This is a genomic window from Brevibacillus sp. FW301-21C12A, from assembly GCF_058788915.1.
In genome coordinates, this window is sequence record NZ_JBYTBG010000034.1 from 1 (window position 1) to 15,070 (window position 15,070).

Consider the following 15,070-nt stretch of genomic DNA (forward strand, 5'->3'; position numbering starts at 1 on the left):
TGACCTCACTCTCATCCCGCCCCTAAAGGGGGTGCTATCGCACCGTAGCGGGCTTTCTCGTTCGGAAAATCTGTAAAGAGATGCGGGGAGAATCATCGTTTTGCCCAATCGACGACTCGCTGCATGAATGGTGATCGCTCTTAAATAGGTGAGAAAAATGATCCATTCCACAAAACTCCTTTGCTACCTGAACCAAAAATTTTGGACTCATGCCGGGTTGTTATGTCTACACATTCGACATGATTCTACATTTTCCTCCCATGTTTATCCATAGGTTGCACAAGATTGTTACAATATTCCAAACAAGCTATGCTTGACCGTTTGGAGGCTCACCATCGGCTGCAGCGATGCGGATTTCGTACCCATCTGCCTCGGTTTCATCATGGCCGTCTACTTGCAGAAAATGCAGGGCTAGCCTCCGCTGCCTGCGGTCCGTGACCGTTCGTGACAATGGATAGCTGTTTTCCCGCATTGCGGCATTTTGCCAGCAAAGACACCATCCCCTATGATAGATGGCGGAGCCAAAAGACGGCGAAGTGCTCGATTTTGTCCTGCATCGGCTGTTGCCTGGACTGGACAATCGGAAAGCGTCCGTGGAAGTGCAAGAAGCCGTTCCGACCAAAGTCAATCCGAAGCGGCTGGCCCGTCAAGTTGCCAAAGAGTTGCGCACAAAAGGCCCCTCGACCTATGCCCTGGAAGCGATCAAGCTGGAATGGGAAACGCGCAAGGCCGAAAAAAAGGTGGCCGGGCGCAAGCAAAAGCTCGAACGCCTGGAGCAAAAATGGCAGCGAAAAGTGCAAAAGGCAAAAGAAAAGCACAGGGGCAAATAATCTCCCCTGCGCGCGACGCTCACGCCCCACAATCCGGGCGTGAGTTTTTTCCTATTAGGTTATGGTTTCGCTTTGGTCTGGACCAGTTGCGGCTGAAGCGAGCTTTTTTCAAACGGGTTATAGCCGAGGACGACTACTTTGTCATCTTCCGTGACGATGACATGATAGTGCGATCCGGGTCCCTCGATGGCGTAGTCGTACGTGGACGCTACCAGGCGGACAGGGCGAGGAATCTGTTTTTTCACAAGCGGGCTCCAGTCTTTTTCATACAATTGCCCGTCCTTCGTGATGCGCAGCCGGCCGCTGGCAAAGGCGATCCCTTCCTCCGCCTCCCCTGCCACGCTGACTTGCGCGATGTTCCATTCGTCTTTGTGGCGGTCCAGTTGAAATTGCAGCTCGCGGACCGCGCCCGCATCGGATAAAACCCATACGGAAAGCGGGTCGGCCGTGTAGCGTACAAAATATTGCGGAGCCAGCTCCCGCACGCCTTTTACGCCAGGTACGCTTTGAAACGAGGGCTGCCTGGCAGTTTGCTCGGCGTACAGCACCTCGCCCTCTTTGGTTGTGGCGAAAAACAGGTAAGCGTTGGCGTACAGCTTGGCAATGCGCGCTGCCACGGCCGGGTCGATCTGCGCAGCTTCCATCTCGCCGACCGTGATGTTGGCGGGCACGTAGACGCCGTTTTTCTCGACCAGCTCATGGCGCAGTTCTACGGCGAACAGGCCGTCATCCGCCAGGCGCAGCAGCAGTCGTTCTTCCCCAGCGACCACATCTTTGACAGTGCCCGGCAGCGCCAACGTCTGGCACGTGCCGAACTGATCGGTCCAAAGCTGTACATGGCCCGCCGTATCCAGCGTGACTGCCGCATTCAACACGCTGTCAATCGTCTGGACATTTTTCGGCCCTGCCACCTGGTAAGGCTGCCGCTGCTCGTCGATCCCCCAAACCGTGCCGTCCTTGCGCACAAAATACGGCTGGCCAAGTCCGGTTGCGATTTGCCTTACGTCCTTCAACTCGCCGATCTCGGTCCACTCCGTGAAAAGGCGCGGCATTCTGCCCAACTGGCCTGTCATATTGCTTCCCCAGGAAAAGACGTGGCCGGATTTTTGCAAGGCGAGGATGTGATCGGTGCCTGCCTGCACATCGACAATATCGGTCAGGTCGGCAATCCGGACAGGCAGCTCGACCCGATCCGGGTACTGCTCGCCGAGCATCCCCAGCGTGTTGTGGCCCCAGCCCCAGAGCGTGCCGTCCTTTTTGCTGAACAGGTACAGCCCGTCTCCGCCAACCGCCATCTTGACTGCCTCGTCGGCTTCGCGCGGCGCCCGCGTCCACGTTTTCTCCTTCGCATTAAAGAGGTAAACCTCGTCATTTGCGGTCTGGATCATAGCCCGATCCGAATAATCGAGCGCGATTTGCTTCACCGCTCCCGGTACATCCACGACATGGGCAAGCTCGGCTTTCAGCTCTTGTCGCTTTCCGTCCAAATAAAACAGCTTGCCGCTTTCCTCTTGCAAAAACAGGGAGAAGGCCGAGCCGTAGAGCGCGCTGACTTTGGCAAACGACCCCAATCGCCGCGGCTGTCGCTCTCCCTGCTTGAGCGTCCACACGGTCCCGTCGTCTTTTAACAGGGCAAGTATCTCTTCGTTTCCGATTAGCTCGCGGATCGAGCGGATGTGATCGAGCCCCGCGATTTTTTCCGGCTGCGCCTGCTCACCCAGCCGCCATACCTCACCCGCATTCGTCAGAGCGTAGCCCCATGTGACCTCCTTGACGTTCTCGATGCCTGCGAGCTTTTGCGGAAAATCCAGCCACTGGCCTGCCTGCACGCCCCAGCGCCACGCGTTGCCTGCCTGGTCGATCGCATAGGAAATGCCCGGACGCCAGCCGTACCCGGCTTCATCGAAAATAACGCCCGTGGCAATTTTCCGGATGCCGGACAGAGGCGAGGCGGAAGCTTCATCGAGGGACGCCAGGGAGTTTGCAGCAGGCTTCTTTTGCCCGGCTTTTTGCTCATCCTCCCCGCACGCTTTCATCGGCACCTGCCTTGCTTTTTCCGCTGCTGTTTTACTGCCAATAGCCTGTTTTTGCGCAGGAGCTGTTTGCGCGGCTAGCTGTTGCGCTTGCACGCTTCCCGAGATCGCGAGCACTAACGCCAAACTGCTGCACAGCCATGCTTTTGCGTGATTGCCGTTCCACATTGCCCGTTCCACCACCACTATTGGAATTTAGAGGAAAATCAACTGGTTAGACGTGCGGTGGCGGCAAAAGTTACCTTTTTCCAACACAAGTTTTTGAAAAGTTTTCTCTTGCACAGATTGTGGGAAATTTCCATTTATGATAGAATCGAATCAGAACATTTGTTTGGTTTTTGGAGCTAGGTAATAGAGAGAATTTCAAGGCGTGCGCCGAATCTACCATGTACTTCCTGTTCTGTGAAAATAAAGCATCAGACTGGGGAAATTAAGTTGTAGACTGAAAAATAACATAGAGTAGACTCAGGTGGCGGCGCTCAACTAACGGGCAGGAGCAGCATCCTTAGCCTGGAACAAGCATTTCGACGCACTGGAATTTCCCCTCAAGTCCATGACCAAAAAGGAGGAACAATGAACATGACCGCATCTGCACCGGAGTTCACCATCGTCCGCACCCTGAATGCCCGCCGCGAGCTCGTATGGCGCGCCTGGACCGAGAAGAACGATCTCGCCGCCTGGCTCCCTTCAACGCCGCTAGAGTCTATCTCCTTCGACGTCCGCGAAGGCGGACGCTACCGCTATACTATGGTCAATAAGCAGACCGGCCAGGAGTATCACACCGGGGGTGTGTTCCTTGACGTCATTCCTTTCGAACGGCTCGTCTTCACCTGGGGTTCCCCCGATGATCCCGTCGAGGGCACCCCTGTCGTGACCCTGACCCTTACCGCACAGGGCGAGCGCACCGAGATGATCTTCCACCTGCGCGGATTCGCTGGTCACCCCGGCGATCAGTATGTGTACGACGGTTGGTCTGGTACGCTCGACAATCTGGCGACGCACCTGCGCGACCAGTAAAAGTAGACGGCAGCAAGAACTAAAGAAGCAGCCTTCACGGCCTCCCGCAAGTTACGATTCTGCTAACAGATTGCCGCGCAGCGCTGGAAAGAACCATTGCTTTTTTCGTTCAACCTTGCCATTGAACAACCGAAAACCGCTCGCTCAAAAAACAGCGGCAGTCTCAGCCTTTATTTTTGAGTCCTAGTCCGCCGCTGTTTCTTTTACGCGGTCAATCTACCACTTTTTTATAGCGACTGCTGATTTTACTATTCAAAAACCGCACAGGTTCAATAACTTTAGTCTAATCCTATATTTTCCTGTGGCACTTCCACCATAATGCGAAGGGGCTACGAGAATGAGCTTGAAAGCGGAACCGTTCGAATAACGGAAAAAGGGCGACTGTGCAAGCAGCCTTTTTGCTTCCTCGCGCAAAAGGGTACGGCAGGAGAGGGAAAAAGCCAACCCCTTTGCAGCCAATCGGCACACGCAAAGGGGTCAGGCGCTGTTTTCTGGCTCTGATGGCCTTTATTCAAGCGATCAATACGGCTCCGCCGGATGTCCATCCTGTTCGGCCTGACGCACGCCAGCGCCGGGATTGGTCGCTCCCATCGGTCCGCCGTGGCCGTTGTCCCGGTTCCGGCGACCTTGCTCGATTCCTTGCTTCACCCGGGAGCCGTACTCTTCGTCGCACTGGAAAAAGTAATCGAGCATCTTCTCCTGGATGCGCCGGTCACAGGACAGGAGAGCATCGGTCAAATTGGCGATCAGGTCGTCTTTTTCCCAGTCTTCCATGAGCCGGTACCGTTCGCCAGCCTGTTTGAAATCGTTGGTGCGGTCGATTTTTTGCCGGACGATCTTGCCCGCGACCTCTGGTTGATGGTCGGGAGCGGACTGTTTGGCCTCGTGCAAACCGCCGATCGTGGACGGCTCGTAGTTGATGTGCGGCTGCTTGCGGTCGACGCGGTACAGCATCTGCCCGCCTTCCTGGTTGGTGGCGACGTGCTTTTTCGGCGCGTTGATCGGCAACTGCAAATAGTTGGCTCCCACCCGATAGCGCTGCGTGTCGGAATAGGAAAACGTTCTGCCTTGCAGCAGCTTGTCGTCCGAGAAGTCCAGGCCGTCGACGAGCACGCCTGTGCCAAACGCGACCTGTTCTACTTCGGCAAAGTAGTTTTCCGGATTTTTGTTCAACACCATTTTTCCGACAGGCAAAAACGGAAATTGCTCCTCCGGCCACAGCTTCGTCGGATCAAGCGGATCAAAATCAAGCTCGGGATGCTCGTCATCGCTCATGATTTGCACGCACAGCTCCCATTCCGGATAGTCTCCCCGTTCGATCGCTTCGTACAGGTCCTGTGTCGCGTGATTGAAGTTTTTCCCCTGAATTTCCTCGGCTTCTTTTTGCGTCAAGTTTTTGATCCCTTGCGCAAGCGGCTGCCAATGGTACTTGACCAGCACCGCTTCGCCCTTTTGATTCACCCATTTGTACGTATTGACGCCGGATCCTTGCATCTGCCGGTAGTTCGCCGGGATGCCCCACGGGGAGAACAGAAACGTAATCATGTGCATCGCTTCAGGCGTATTGGAAATGAAGTCAAAAATGCGTTCGACGTCCTGAATGTTCGTCACCGGGTCTGGCTTGAACGCGTGGACGAGATCAGGAAACTTCATCGCATCGCGAATGAAGAAGACTTTCAGATTGTTCCCTACCAGATCCCAGTTCCCGTCCTCCGTGTAAAACTTCACGGCAAAGCCGCGCGGATCGCGCAAAGTCTCAGGCGAGTGCGTGCCGTGAATGACGGTCGAAAAACGGACGAACACAGGCGTTTTTTTGCCGCGCTCCGCAAACAGCTTCGCTCTCGTGTACTTCGCAACCGGCTCATCCCCGACCGTTCCGTACGCCTCGAAGTATCCGTGTGCGCCTGCGCCACGCCCGTGCACGACCCGCTCCGGTATTCGCTCACGGTCGAAATGCGTAATTTTTTCCAGAAAATCATAGTTTTCCAGAACGGTAGGACCGCGATTGCCTACTGTGCGCATATTTTGGTTGTCTGTGACCGGATGGCCCTGCCGATTGGTCAGCAGCTCTTCCTCGGTTGACCTGCCCTGTGTGCTGTTCTTCGATTCTTCCATGTTCATCCTCCCTGTCCAGTTTCTCACTCGATCATGAGAAATGGTTTCCGAAAAAGGGAGTCTTTATGCGAAAAAGCCCGGCGCTGAACCGAGAGCAGAAGAAGCGGCAACGTACCCGCCGTCTTTTCCCAATAGCGGAACGGTCTGGCTGCGGTTCCATTCGGCTGCGATCTGAACATCCTGCGGATATCCTTTTGCGGCAAGCTCGCGTCCAGAGCCGCTTTCCGCGAGGACGGCAGCAAGCTGCTCGTTGGCCGCCCGGAATGCGGCGACCGCCATTTGCGCTTCGCAGGAGAGCTGGTAGCCGCTTAATCCGTCGAGGATCGCGCCTGCAGCCAGCATGTCTTCGATGGCAGGACGCAGGGCGCCGTTGGGCCATCTTTCTCCGCAGGCGATCACGCTCACGGTTCCTTTGTGCGCGTTGATGAAGCGAGCTACCGCCGCTGCGTTTCGCAAGCAGCCTGCGACGACCACGGCTAACGCTTTGCTGCGCCAGCACAGTGCAGGTCGAACCGTTGGGGGAAGGCAGGACGAGTTTGCTCCCGGCTGGAATCGTCGCGAGACACGCCGGAGAGAGCGACACTGGCTCTCCGCGTTTCCCGGCGAGCAGCGCTCCTTCTTCCCGCGCGTAAAGCGCTGCCGTCTCGTCTCGCATGCGGTACGGATAGACGATCCCGCCGCGCCCGCACACGACATCCACACAGGTGCAAAACGACAGCACATCTATCATGACGACGATGTCTGACTGGGGCGCCAACTGTTCTACCCCTTCATATCCCCATTCAAACCGCGCCGTATAGTCTAGCTGTTTAAATATGGAAGCTTCGCTCATCCATTCCACCGCTTTCTATCAGAAATGGTTACTTGTCCCCTTACGTTCGCCGTTACAAAAGGAGACAAGACTTAATATTGTAGTATTGTCCCATTAGTTAAACAACAAGAAATGGAGTGATCTGGGATGTCTGAAATGGAGTTTGAAAGCACCAGCGACCGAGGGGGTGGAAGACCAAGGAGAACAACTGTTTACACGACTGGCATTCTGCAAAACAACCTGAACACGGCTCTTACCGCTCACATCGACTTGGTCAACCTCAATGACGAGCCAGTGGAGGTGCGTGTGCAAGTGCTGAACTGGGGCACAGCGGTCACACAAACCAATCCGGTAGGTTCACTGCTCGACGTCACACAAACGCTCGCCGCAAACACACGGGTTACGCTGAACGCGACTGTCGTTGCAACGAACCACTACGAAGTGCGCCTGACTGTCGGCCGCAACGGCAACCGTGAAAATGTCCTTCTGACCACGTATGGCCGTACTTCTATCGGCGGCGGTCAAGTCAACGGCCTGTCTGTTCTGCCTAGCCAACTGCTCACCATAGAAGTCGATGGCTGCCTGTAATTCTCGCTTTCCCTGTAAAAAGAACTATGGCTCTAATTCCATAGTTCTTTTTTCTTTTTCGATTCAGCTATACCAGGACGGGATGCGTCTTTCAAACGCGTCGTGCTCCTCGACAATCGTCTGGATCCGCTTCATCATGTCCGGCAGCAGCGCGGGGACAGTCCGCTCTGTCCAGATGATCGAGGAGAAAATGGCCATCGCCGTGTACACGTTGTACAGCGTCCAGAAAGAGTCGGGAATTTCCTGCCCGTTCCAATAGCCCGCCAGTTGGCCGTTGCAAAACGGAACACTCACCTCTTTGCTGAAAAAGGCGAGCTTGACGAACTCATGCACCGGGTCGCCCCAGTCGTAGCGGTTGAAGTCGATCACGCCTGCGTAGCTGCGGTCGCGGACGATCAAGTTTCCGACGTGAAAATCGTCGTGCAAAAAGCAGCTCGGCCGCCCAGCCAGCAGGGGCAAGTGCCGGTCAATGAATGCGAGAATGCGCTCGCCGTCTTTGAACGCGGAAGCAGAGGCAGCGTAGGCTGCTGCATACATGCGATGCTTTTGCACACAGCGCTCTGCCCATGGCGATGTCGACGCGGGAGCCGCGAGCTGGTGCATGGCGGCCAAATCCCGTCCCGCCAAAAAGCCGACCTGCTGTTGCTCGCTGTCCGTGAAGGTCGGCAGTGCGTCCCGCGCATCCTCTCCTTCGATGTAAGAGACGAGCATGTAGCAAATGCCCCATTCTTTTCGCACGCCAAAATCGAGCGGCCTGGAAGCTTTGATCGGCAGAGGCTGCAACGCCTGCAACCGCGCATACTCCTGCTCTTTTTGCCCGGCTTGCTCGTAGCTGGCTACCCGCAAGACAGCAGGGCCTCCTGTTGCCAACTCGACGCGATATTTCCGGTCTGCCGAATGCCCTTTTTTGATTTCCTCCACGCTCCCCGCCTGTTGCAAAAGCGAAACCGTTTTTTGCAGCGACACCAGCCAGTCTTCCATTTCGTTCACTCTCCTCCCGGTCTGTGTTAAAAAGCAGCATGCTCGATTATACGACAGCCGTGGCAGCAATTGGTAGAAAAAAACGCCGGGAAGCTCGATTTGCTTTTTGCGTGTACAGACGAAATCTTGCCGAAGTTGATGGCGCAGCTCGCAGCGACGGGCGAGAACGCGGCCTTTCAGTTTGGCGACCCGGTTCCGCCTTCGTTCATCGGGCTGTTCGGCCACATCCAGGCGCACGCCGACTTTTACCGGGTGATGCTCGTCAAACACCGTGATCTTGCGAGAAAAAAAGAAACTGCCCGCTGACGGACAGTTTCTTTTATAAAGGAGACTTACAGTTTTACTACGTTCTCAGCTTGAGGACCGCGGTTGCCTGTTACGATGTTGAACTCAACGCGCTGGCCTTCTTCCAAAGTTTTGAAGCCGTCGCCTTGGATTGCGCTGTAGTGTACGAATACGTCGTCTCCGCCTTCTACTTGAATGAAGCCGTAACCTTTTTCTGCGTTAAACCATTTTACTGTTCCGTTCGCTTGCATGAGAAAACCTCCAAAAGTCAATTTGAATATGCTAGTCATATTTACCGAAGCAAATAAAGCTCACATATCATGAAGAAATACCCCAGAGCGAGATCGCGATACGCCTTCATGATATGTGAAGTTGATCTACTTCGCTAAAATGAAAGTGTCATAGGACGGAACTGCCATGTTAAAACCAAAACTTTTTGAAAACCTAAAACGACGAAAGCCCTTCCTCTCTTCCATCCTTGCGGCTCCGATGACCGCGCCAGTGTGAATCGGGATTTCAAAAACGTTATCCATCAGCATACACCTCGAAGATTTAGGCTCAAGTATTCAAGTAGCATTATCATTTTACCATAACCAGACCGTAAAAATCAACCATTTACTACTACTCTATCAGAAAGGCAACTGCTACAATAGGCTCGGGAGGGATTGCGAATGCAAAAAAACATCTGGACGAAACAGGAAGTAATCGAGTTGCTGGAAAAACAGACACCTGTACTCATCCTTGACGTCCGCGACGAGGCAAAATTCCGGAACGGAACGCTCACCAGCGAATTGGCCGCAACCAAAAACGTTCCCTATGTGCACATGCTCGAACGTGACAAGCCCTTAGATGAAGAAACAGAATCCGTGGCGCGAAAAGCGCAGGTCATCACGGTCTGTACGTCGGGCAACAAAGCGCAAAAAGCGGCTGCTCTGCTGCGCGAACACGGATACGAGGCAAAAGCGCTGCTCGGCGGACTGACAGCGTGGAACGAGCCGGAGAGCGAGGGCGAATAAGCTCAGTAGCGCCAGCGTTTCCAGCGGTTTGGCAGATATTACTTCTTTATTTCGGGTGGGATAGTCTGATATTCTGGGTCATGCCAAACCAATAAGCCGAAGCTTCCTCACGAATGGAAGTGCGGGGGATCTTTTTGTGGGTCACGCATCCACTAAGGGGTGAATCGCTCGAAGGAGCGTAGGGTTGTTTCCTCAATCCGAATCCGACAACTAACCTCGTAGGCCAAAAAAAGGAGACGATGTTGAATATGAAACGTTTTGGAGCTACTGCCATCGCGATGACTCTGGGATTGGGCTTGGCTTTGACCGGCTTTACCCCATCTGCATCTGCTGCAGCCAATTGCCCGGTACCAACTGGCATACAATACCAAATCCAGTATCAATGGATTCCATATATGGGTCAGCTTCCATTTGCACCTAGCGCACAGCCACAACAGCCTGCCGCGCCAGTAAATCAGGCGCCTGTACAAAAGCAGCCCGTACAAAAGCCGGTGCAACAAGCGCCACAAGCACCAGCAATGCCAGTACAGAACGTCACAAAGCCGGCTGCTCCGGCGAACCAGGCCGACCAGGCACAGGCTGGCGACTTTGCCAAGCAGGTTGCTGATCTGGTCAACCAGGAACGCGCCAAAGCAGGTCTGGCGCCTGTAACGATGGATGCTGCCCTGTCCAAAGTCGCTCTGGCGAAAGCAGCCGACATGTCGAACAACAACTACTTTGACCACACCAGCCCAACGTACGGTTCTCCGTTTGACATGATGAAGCAATTCGGCATTTCCTACATGACCGCAGGCGAGAACATCGCCATGGGTCAACGCAGTCCGCAAGAAGTGATGACGCAGTGGATGAACAGCGAAGGCCATCGCAAAAACATCATGAACCCGGCCTTCACCAAAATCGGTGTCGGCTACACCAACGGTTACTGGGTTCAGGAATTTATCGGTTAAGAACGTCTTTCCCTGTACACGAAAGCCGGGTACTCTTTTTCCAAAGAGGCCCGGCTTTTTTCGTGTGGAGCTATCCTTGCTCCGTATTTGCCGCGTTTTTCGCTTTGGGGGTGCAGCCGCAGCCTTCCTGCTCCTCAAACAGAGCGACTTCCTTCTGGTTCATCTTCTGCTTCGTTGGATAGGCAGAAACTTGCTGCAGTTCGGCATTGACATCAGACGATTGATTCATCCGTATGGCCCCCTCGCCGCTATTTGTTCGTGGTACGTCCCTAGTATGCGCGAAAAACAAACCGGGTCATTCCTGCCGATCGCTGGAAGCGGCGCAAGGAAGCTGCCGCTGTCAGACAGCGCCGTGTCTACTCATGATATGTTCCAGGTCTTTCAGTGCTGCCGCCGCCGCTGCTGCCGGGTCCGACTTCCCGCCCACGACCATCAGTTCGCCCATGACGTCTGTTTCCACGCGGATCGCTTTCGTCGTCCCTTTTACTTGGGCAAAAGGATGCATCGCATCGACTGCGACAAGCTCAACCGCTGCCGCTACGCCGTCTGCTGTCGGCCGGATCGTGCCGATCAGCTTCGGCACCCGTCCGGCGCGTTTCCACTCGGCGATTTGGGCGGGAGACAGGTCGCGAACGCTCGCCCGCGGGATATCGGAGAGCTTCAGCCTGGCGTCGAACACGGCGTTGGCCAAAATCGCGATTTTCGAGGCCGTATCCCAGCCGTCGATGTCGTAGGTCGGGTCCGGCTCGGCGATGCCCATTTGCTGCGCCCGGCGAATCGCTTCCTCGCTCGTGACGCCTTCCTCCATGACGCTTGTCAAGACAAAGTTGGTCGTTCCGGTAAAAATGCCTTCCACATGCTTGATTTCACAGCCCGCCAGATTGTAGCTGAACAGGTCGATCGTCGGCAGGGCGGCCGCTGTTGCGCCGCTGATTTTTAACTGCACGCCTTTTGCTTTCGCCAGGGCAGACAAGCCGGCGTAGTCGACGACGAGCGCGCCTTTGGACACGGCGATCGCGTGCATGCCGCCTGCAAGCGCCTGACGGATGTAGCGAAGCCCTGGCCCCCCTGTCCGGGCATCAGACGGGCCTGCCTCGATCAGCACGTCCGCTGCTACGGTCGACAGCCACTTTTCTGCCTCCCATGCCGGATGAGCGGGCTGCTTGGACTGCGTCAACGACTCAATCTGTTCGTTTGCAAGCCCTTCAGGATCGTAGAGCGCACAAGCCGACCTGGCGACCCCCACCAGCCGGACGTCTGCCTGGTACAGCTTGCGGTACCTGTCCTGGCGCTGCGCAAGAAGCCGCGCAATCTGCTTGCCTACTGTTCCGAATCCTGTCAGTACGATGTTCCAACGCTTCATTTGTCATTCTCCTTGCTGTCGCCAAACGGTTTCTATGCTTTGCGGTACGTCTCTCTTCTGTAGGCCAAAATGGCGTTGGCTTCCTTTTGCCTGAGCGGCTTTCCGGTTTTGGCAGAGTACAGAGCTTCGACGTGGTCGATGAACAAAACGCCTTCGAGATGGTCGATTTCATGCTGCACGCAGCGGGCGAGAAAATCTTCCGCTTCCAGCACGGTCGGCTCGCCCCTGCGGTTTTGCGACTTCACTTTGACGTAGCGCGAGCGGCTGACAATTCCGACGACGCCGGGGATGGACAGGCAAGCCTCCGGGCCAACCTGCACGCCGCTCATTTCCACAATTTCGGGGTTAATCAGCTCGATCAGGCCGCTGCCGCAGTCAATGACAATCAGCCGCAGCGGTACGCCGATCTGTACGGCCGACAGTCCGGCCCGTCCTTTTTTCGCGTAAAGCGTCTGCTTCATGTCTTCCGCGATCATTTCTGTATGAGGAGTCATGGATGAAATTCGTCGTGACCTTTCGCGCAAAACCGGATCGCCAAGTCGTACGATCGTCCGTTCTGCCATCGTACAATCCCCCCTGCCCCTATATGTGCTTACACCGTAGCAAAGCTTTTCGTTCCTTGTCAAAGGAATCCGTGCAAAAATCTGAAAAATCCCCGCCTGCTAGATGACAAATGCATGTAGATGCGCTATCTTTATTGATGATGATAAACAGATGTTCCAAAGGAAGAGGGAGGCTACCATGCATTCACTGGCATCACAGCTGAATGACACGATTCAGCGGGAAAATCCACACGTTTTTGACATGCTGTCCAACATCGGCAAGCTGATTTACTTTCCAAAAGAGGGCATCCTGAGCCAATCGGCTGAAGCGAAAGCAAAAGCGAAAAAATACAACGCCACCATCGGCATCGCGCTGGAAAACGGACAACCTATGCATCTGAAGGTGATTCAAGACAACCTGTCTGCCTTCCAGCCAAAAGATTTGTATGAGTACGCTCCTCCTGCCGGAAAGCCTGAGTTGCGCGCAGCATGGCGGCAAAAAATGATCGAGGAACAACCTGCTCTGGCAAACTATTCCTTCAGCAACCCGATCGTCACCAACGCTCTGACGCACGGGCTCAGCATCGTGGCCGACCTGTTCGCAGACAGCGGAGACAGCGTGATTATCCCGGACAAGAACTGGGAAAACTACGAGCTGACCTTCTCCATCCGCCGTGGTGCCGAAATGGTCTACTATCCATTGTATAACGACGAAATGAAATTTAATGCCACCGGATTGCGCGATGCGATCCTGGCGCAAAAAGATAAAGGAAAGGCGATTGTCGTCCTGAACTTCCCGAACAACCCGACAGGCTATACGCCCGGCGCAGAGGAAGGCCGTCAAATCGTCGCAGCTCTCAAGGAAGGCGCAGAAGCTGGCATCAACATCGTAGCGGTGACAGACGATGCGTACTTTGGCCTGTTCTTTGAAGACTCCCTGCACGAGTCGCTTTTCCCAAGCCTCTACAACGTGCATCCGCGCATTCTTCCTGTAAAAGTCGACGGAGCGACCAAGGAAGAGTACGTGTGGGGCTTCCGCGTGGGCTTCATCACATACGCCGCTCCTTCCAGCGACCTTTTGGCCGCGCTGGAACAAAAGACGTTGGGCATCATCCGCGCCACGATCTCCAGCGGAGCGCACCCATCGCAAACGTTCGTCCTGCACGCCCTCACCTCTCCGGAGTTCAAGGCGCAGAAGCAGGAGAAGTACGAAATCATGAAAGGCCGCGCCAACCGCGTGAAGCAGTTGCTCGACAGCGGAAAATACGACGACGCGTGGAGCTACTATCCGTTCAACTCCGGCTACTTCATGTGCCTCAAGCTGAAAACCGTCGATGCGGAAATACTCCGCCAGCATCTCCTGGATCAATACGGCGTAGGCACAATCGCCCTCGGCCAAACCGATCTGCGCATCGCCTTCTCTTGCATCGAGGAAGGCAACATCGACGACTTGTTCGATTTGATCTACAACGGCGTCAAGGATTTGGAAAAAGCCTTGGCTAAATAAAGAGGTTGGAGTAATAAAAAAGCGTTTTGGCCCGGAAGCCAAAGCGCTTTTTTTGCTATGGGCAAGCTGCCGCTTCTTGTTTCCAAAGAGGACGACCAGCCCGGCAGGTTCATGGCGATGCGATTACCGTTCCAGCGTTGTGCCTTTTTGCCTTGTCTGCTGCGTGCCGACGAAAATGGAGGCAAGCACGAGCAGCATGCCGATGCCATGCAGCCAGGTGAACGCTTCGTTTAAAAACAGCACGGCGACGAGTGCCGCGCTGATCGGCATCATCCCGGTAAACAAGCCGGCCTTGGACGCCTCGACCTTGGCGACTCCGTTGTACCAGAAAAAGAACGACAGGACGCTGGCCGTCACGGCATAGTAGACGAGCAGCCACCAAATATGGGCGGGAACCAGTCCCCAGTCAAAGCGGATGCCCTCCCAGACGGCAAACGGCAAAAACATGGCGAAGCTGATGACATTGATCGCAGCCGTCATTTGAAACGGCGTGATTTTGCCCGACAGCCGCTTGGCGAAAATGGTGAACAGCGCTTCGCTCACGACTGCCAAAAAGACGAGCAGGTTGCCGAGCATGCTCGCCAGCGTCTGTGCCCCTGCTCCGCCCGTAAACGTAATCAGGGCGATGCCGCATACCGAGAGAATGATCGCCACGACATTGTTCACCTGAAGCTTTTCCTTCAAAAGCCAGAAGGAAAAAAGAGCGATGCAGGCCGGGACGGTGCTGGTAATGATCCCTGCTGCCGTCGCGGTAGTCCATCGGACGCCGTACAGCATGCAAATACTGAACAGAAACACGCCGAAAAACGACTGCCAGAACAGGACGCTTCCCTCTTCCTTTTTCCACGATGTCTTCCACTCGCCGCGCAAAGCCAGCAGCGGCAGCAAAATGACCATCGCGAGCAAAAAGCGCAGCTCGGAAAACAAAAAGACAGGGACGTGCGAAACGATTTCCTTTCCGATGGAAATGTTCATGCCTACCAATGCCATTGATAGGGCCAACTGAATGTAGGCGAACAGCAAGCGTTATCTTTT

The 15,070-nt window shown here is 54.9% G+C and carries 17 protein-coding genes and 1 riboswitch; of the genes, 8 read left to right on the plus strand and 9 right to left on the minus strand.

Annotated elements, in window-relative coordinates; translation table 11 throughout:
- Window positions 1-512 precede the first annotated feature (512 nt).
- Window positions 513-830, plus strand: a complete 318-nt coding sequence (locus AC3WQH_RS18625) for a DUF2992 family protein (protein WP_005835127.1) — start codon at window positions 513-515, stop codon at window positions 828-830.
- Window positions 831-889: 59 nt separating this feature from the next.
- Here AC3WQH_RS18625 and AC3WQH_RS18630 read toward each other — a convergent pair whose 3' ends face one another.
- Window positions 890-3,031, minus strand: coding sequence for an RCC1 domain-containing protein (locus AC3WQH_RS18630; protein ID WP_492332196.1), 2,142 nt, complete (start codon window positions 3,029-3,031; stop codon window positions 890-892).
- Between the two features lie 411 nt (window positions 3,032-3,442).
- Between AC3WQH_RS18630 and AC3WQH_RS18635 the strand changes: the two genes are divergently transcribed.
- Window positions 3,443-3,880, plus strand: a complete 438-nt coding sequence (locus tag AC3WQH_RS18635; protein WP_051353884.1) for an SRPBCC family protein — start codon at window positions 3,443-3,445, stop codon at window positions 3,878-3,880.
- Window positions 3,881-4,399: 519 nt separating this feature from the next.
- On the opposite strand, the gene AC3WQH_RS18640 is transcribed toward AC3WQH_RS18635, so the two are convergent.
- Together AC3WQH_RS18640 and AC3WQH_RS18645 are read right to left on the minus strand one after the other, a co-directional pair.
- A complete protein-coding gene (locus AC3WQH_RS18640; RefSeq protein WP_005828678.1) occupies window positions 4,400-5,995 on the minus strand; it encodes a catalase in 1,596 nt (531 codons plus the stop codon).
- Window positions 5,996-6,058: 63 nt separating this feature from the next.
- Window positions 6,059-6,469 (minus strand): 2-phosphosulfolactate phosphatase, encoded by a 411-nt coding sequence (locus AC3WQH_RS18645; protein ID WP_005828680.1) that lies wholly within the window; start codon window positions 6,467-6,469, stop codon window positions 6,059-6,061.
- Between AC3WQH_RS18645 and AC3WQH_RS18650 the strand changes: the two genes are divergently transcribed.
- Window positions 6,366-6,740 (plus strand): hypothetical protein, encoded by a 375-nt coding sequence (locus AC3WQH_RS18650; RefSeq protein ID WP_237716626.1) that lies wholly within the window; start codon window positions 6,366-6,368, stop codon window positions 6,738-6,740. The genes AC3WQH_RS18645 and AC3WQH_RS18650 overlap by 104 nt on opposite strands.
- A 213-nt stretch (window positions 6,741-6,953) precedes the next feature.
- Entirely contained in the window at window positions 6,954-7,394 is a 441-nt protein-coding gene (locus AC3WQH_RS18655; protein WP_492332197.1) for a hypothetical protein, read from the plus strand.
- A 63-nt stretch (window positions 7,395-7,457) separates the two neighbouring features.
- Here AC3WQH_RS18655 and AC3WQH_RS18660 read toward each other — a convergent pair whose 3' ends face one another.
- The gene (locus tag AC3WQH_RS18660) at window positions 7,458-8,375 is read right to left on the minus strand and encodes a phosphotransferase family protein (RefSeq protein WP_327990917.1); all 918 of its coding nucleotides are present in this window, start codon (window positions 8,373-8,375) and stop codon (window positions 7,458-7,460) included.
- A gap of 99 nt (window positions 8,376-8,474) precedes the next feature.
- Here AC3WQH_RS18660 and AC3WQH_RS18665 point away from each other — a divergent pair, with 99 nt between their 5' ends.
- Window positions 8,475-8,681: a hypothetical protein gene (locus AC3WQH_RS18665; protein WP_129552200.1), complete on the plus strand. Its 207-nt coding sequence runs from the start codon at window positions 8,475-8,477 to the stop codon at window positions 8,679-8,681.
- A gap of 26 nt (window positions 8,682-8,707) precedes the next feature.
- Here the strand turns inward: AC3WQH_RS18665 and AC3WQH_RS18670 are convergent, their stop codons facing one another.
- Window positions 8,708-8,911 carry a cold-shock protein gene (locus AC3WQH_RS18670; protein ID WP_005828688.1) on the minus strand — a complete coding sequence of 68 codons (204 nt, stop codon included), beginning with the start codon at window positions 8,909-8,911 and terminating at the stop codon, window positions 8,708-8,710.
- A gap of 420 nt (window positions 8,912-9,331) precedes the next feature.
- Between AC3WQH_RS18670 and AC3WQH_RS18675 the strand changes: the two genes are divergently transcribed.
- Together AC3WQH_RS18675 and AC3WQH_RS18680 are read left to right on the plus strand one after the other, a co-directional pair.
- Window positions 9,332-9,676 (plus strand): rhodanese-like domain-containing protein, encoded by a 345-nt coding sequence (locus AC3WQH_RS18675; RefSeq protein WP_005828690.1) that lies wholly within the window; start codon window positions 9,332-9,334, stop codon window positions 9,674-9,676.
- Window positions 9,677-9,760: 84 nt separating this feature from the next.
- A riboswitch (cyclic di-AMP (ydaO/yuaA leader) is annotated at window positions 9,761-9,916 on the plus strand.
- Between the two features lie 8 nt (window positions 9,917-9,924).
- Window positions 9,925-10,623: a CAP domain-containing protein gene (locus AC3WQH_RS18680; protein ID WP_026557232.1), complete on the plus strand. Its 699-nt coding sequence runs from the start codon at window positions 9,925-9,927 to the stop codon at window positions 10,621-10,623.
- 70 nt (window positions 10,624-10,693) lie between these two features.
- On the opposite strand, the gene AC3WQH_RS18685 is transcribed toward AC3WQH_RS18680, so the two are convergent.
- The 3 genes from AC3WQH_RS18685 to def form a co-directional block, all read right to left on the minus strand.
- On the minus strand, window positions 10,694-10,852 hold the full coding sequence (locus AC3WQH_RS18685; protein WP_005828694.1) for a hypothetical protein: 159 nt from the start codon (window positions 10,850-10,852) through the stop codon (window positions 10,694-10,696).
- Window positions 10,853-10,963: 111 nt separating this feature from the next.
- Window positions 10,964-11,986, minus strand: coding sequence for a homoserine dehydrogenase (locus AC3WQH_RS18690; RefSeq protein ID WP_492332198.1), 1,023 nt, complete (start codon window positions 11,984-11,986; stop codon window positions 10,964-10,966).
- Between the two features lie 32 nt (window positions 11,987-12,018).
- Complete coding sequence (def, locus tag AC3WQH_RS18695; protein ID WP_005828697.1) at window positions 12,019-12,549, minus strand: peptide deformylase; 531 nt, start codon at window positions 12,547-12,549, stop codon at window positions 12,019-12,021.
- Between the two features lie 178 nt (window positions 12,550-12,727).
- Between def and AC3WQH_RS18700 the strand changes: the two genes are divergently transcribed.
- Window positions 12,728-14,035, plus strand: a complete 1,308-nt coding sequence (locus AC3WQH_RS18700) for an aminotransferase class I/II-fold pyridoxal phosphate-dependent enzyme (RefSeq protein ID WP_005828698.1) — start codon at window positions 12,728-12,730, stop codon at window positions 14,033-14,035.
- Window positions 14,036-14,158: 123 nt separating this feature from the next.
- On the opposite strand, the gene AC3WQH_RS18705 is transcribed toward AC3WQH_RS18700, so the two are convergent.
- Complete coding sequence (locus AC3WQH_RS18705; protein WP_025847840.1) at window positions 14,159-15,058, minus strand: DMT family transporter; 900 nt, start codon at window positions 15,056-15,058, stop codon at window positions 14,159-14,161.
- Window positions 15,059-15,070 lie beyond the last annotated feature (12 nt).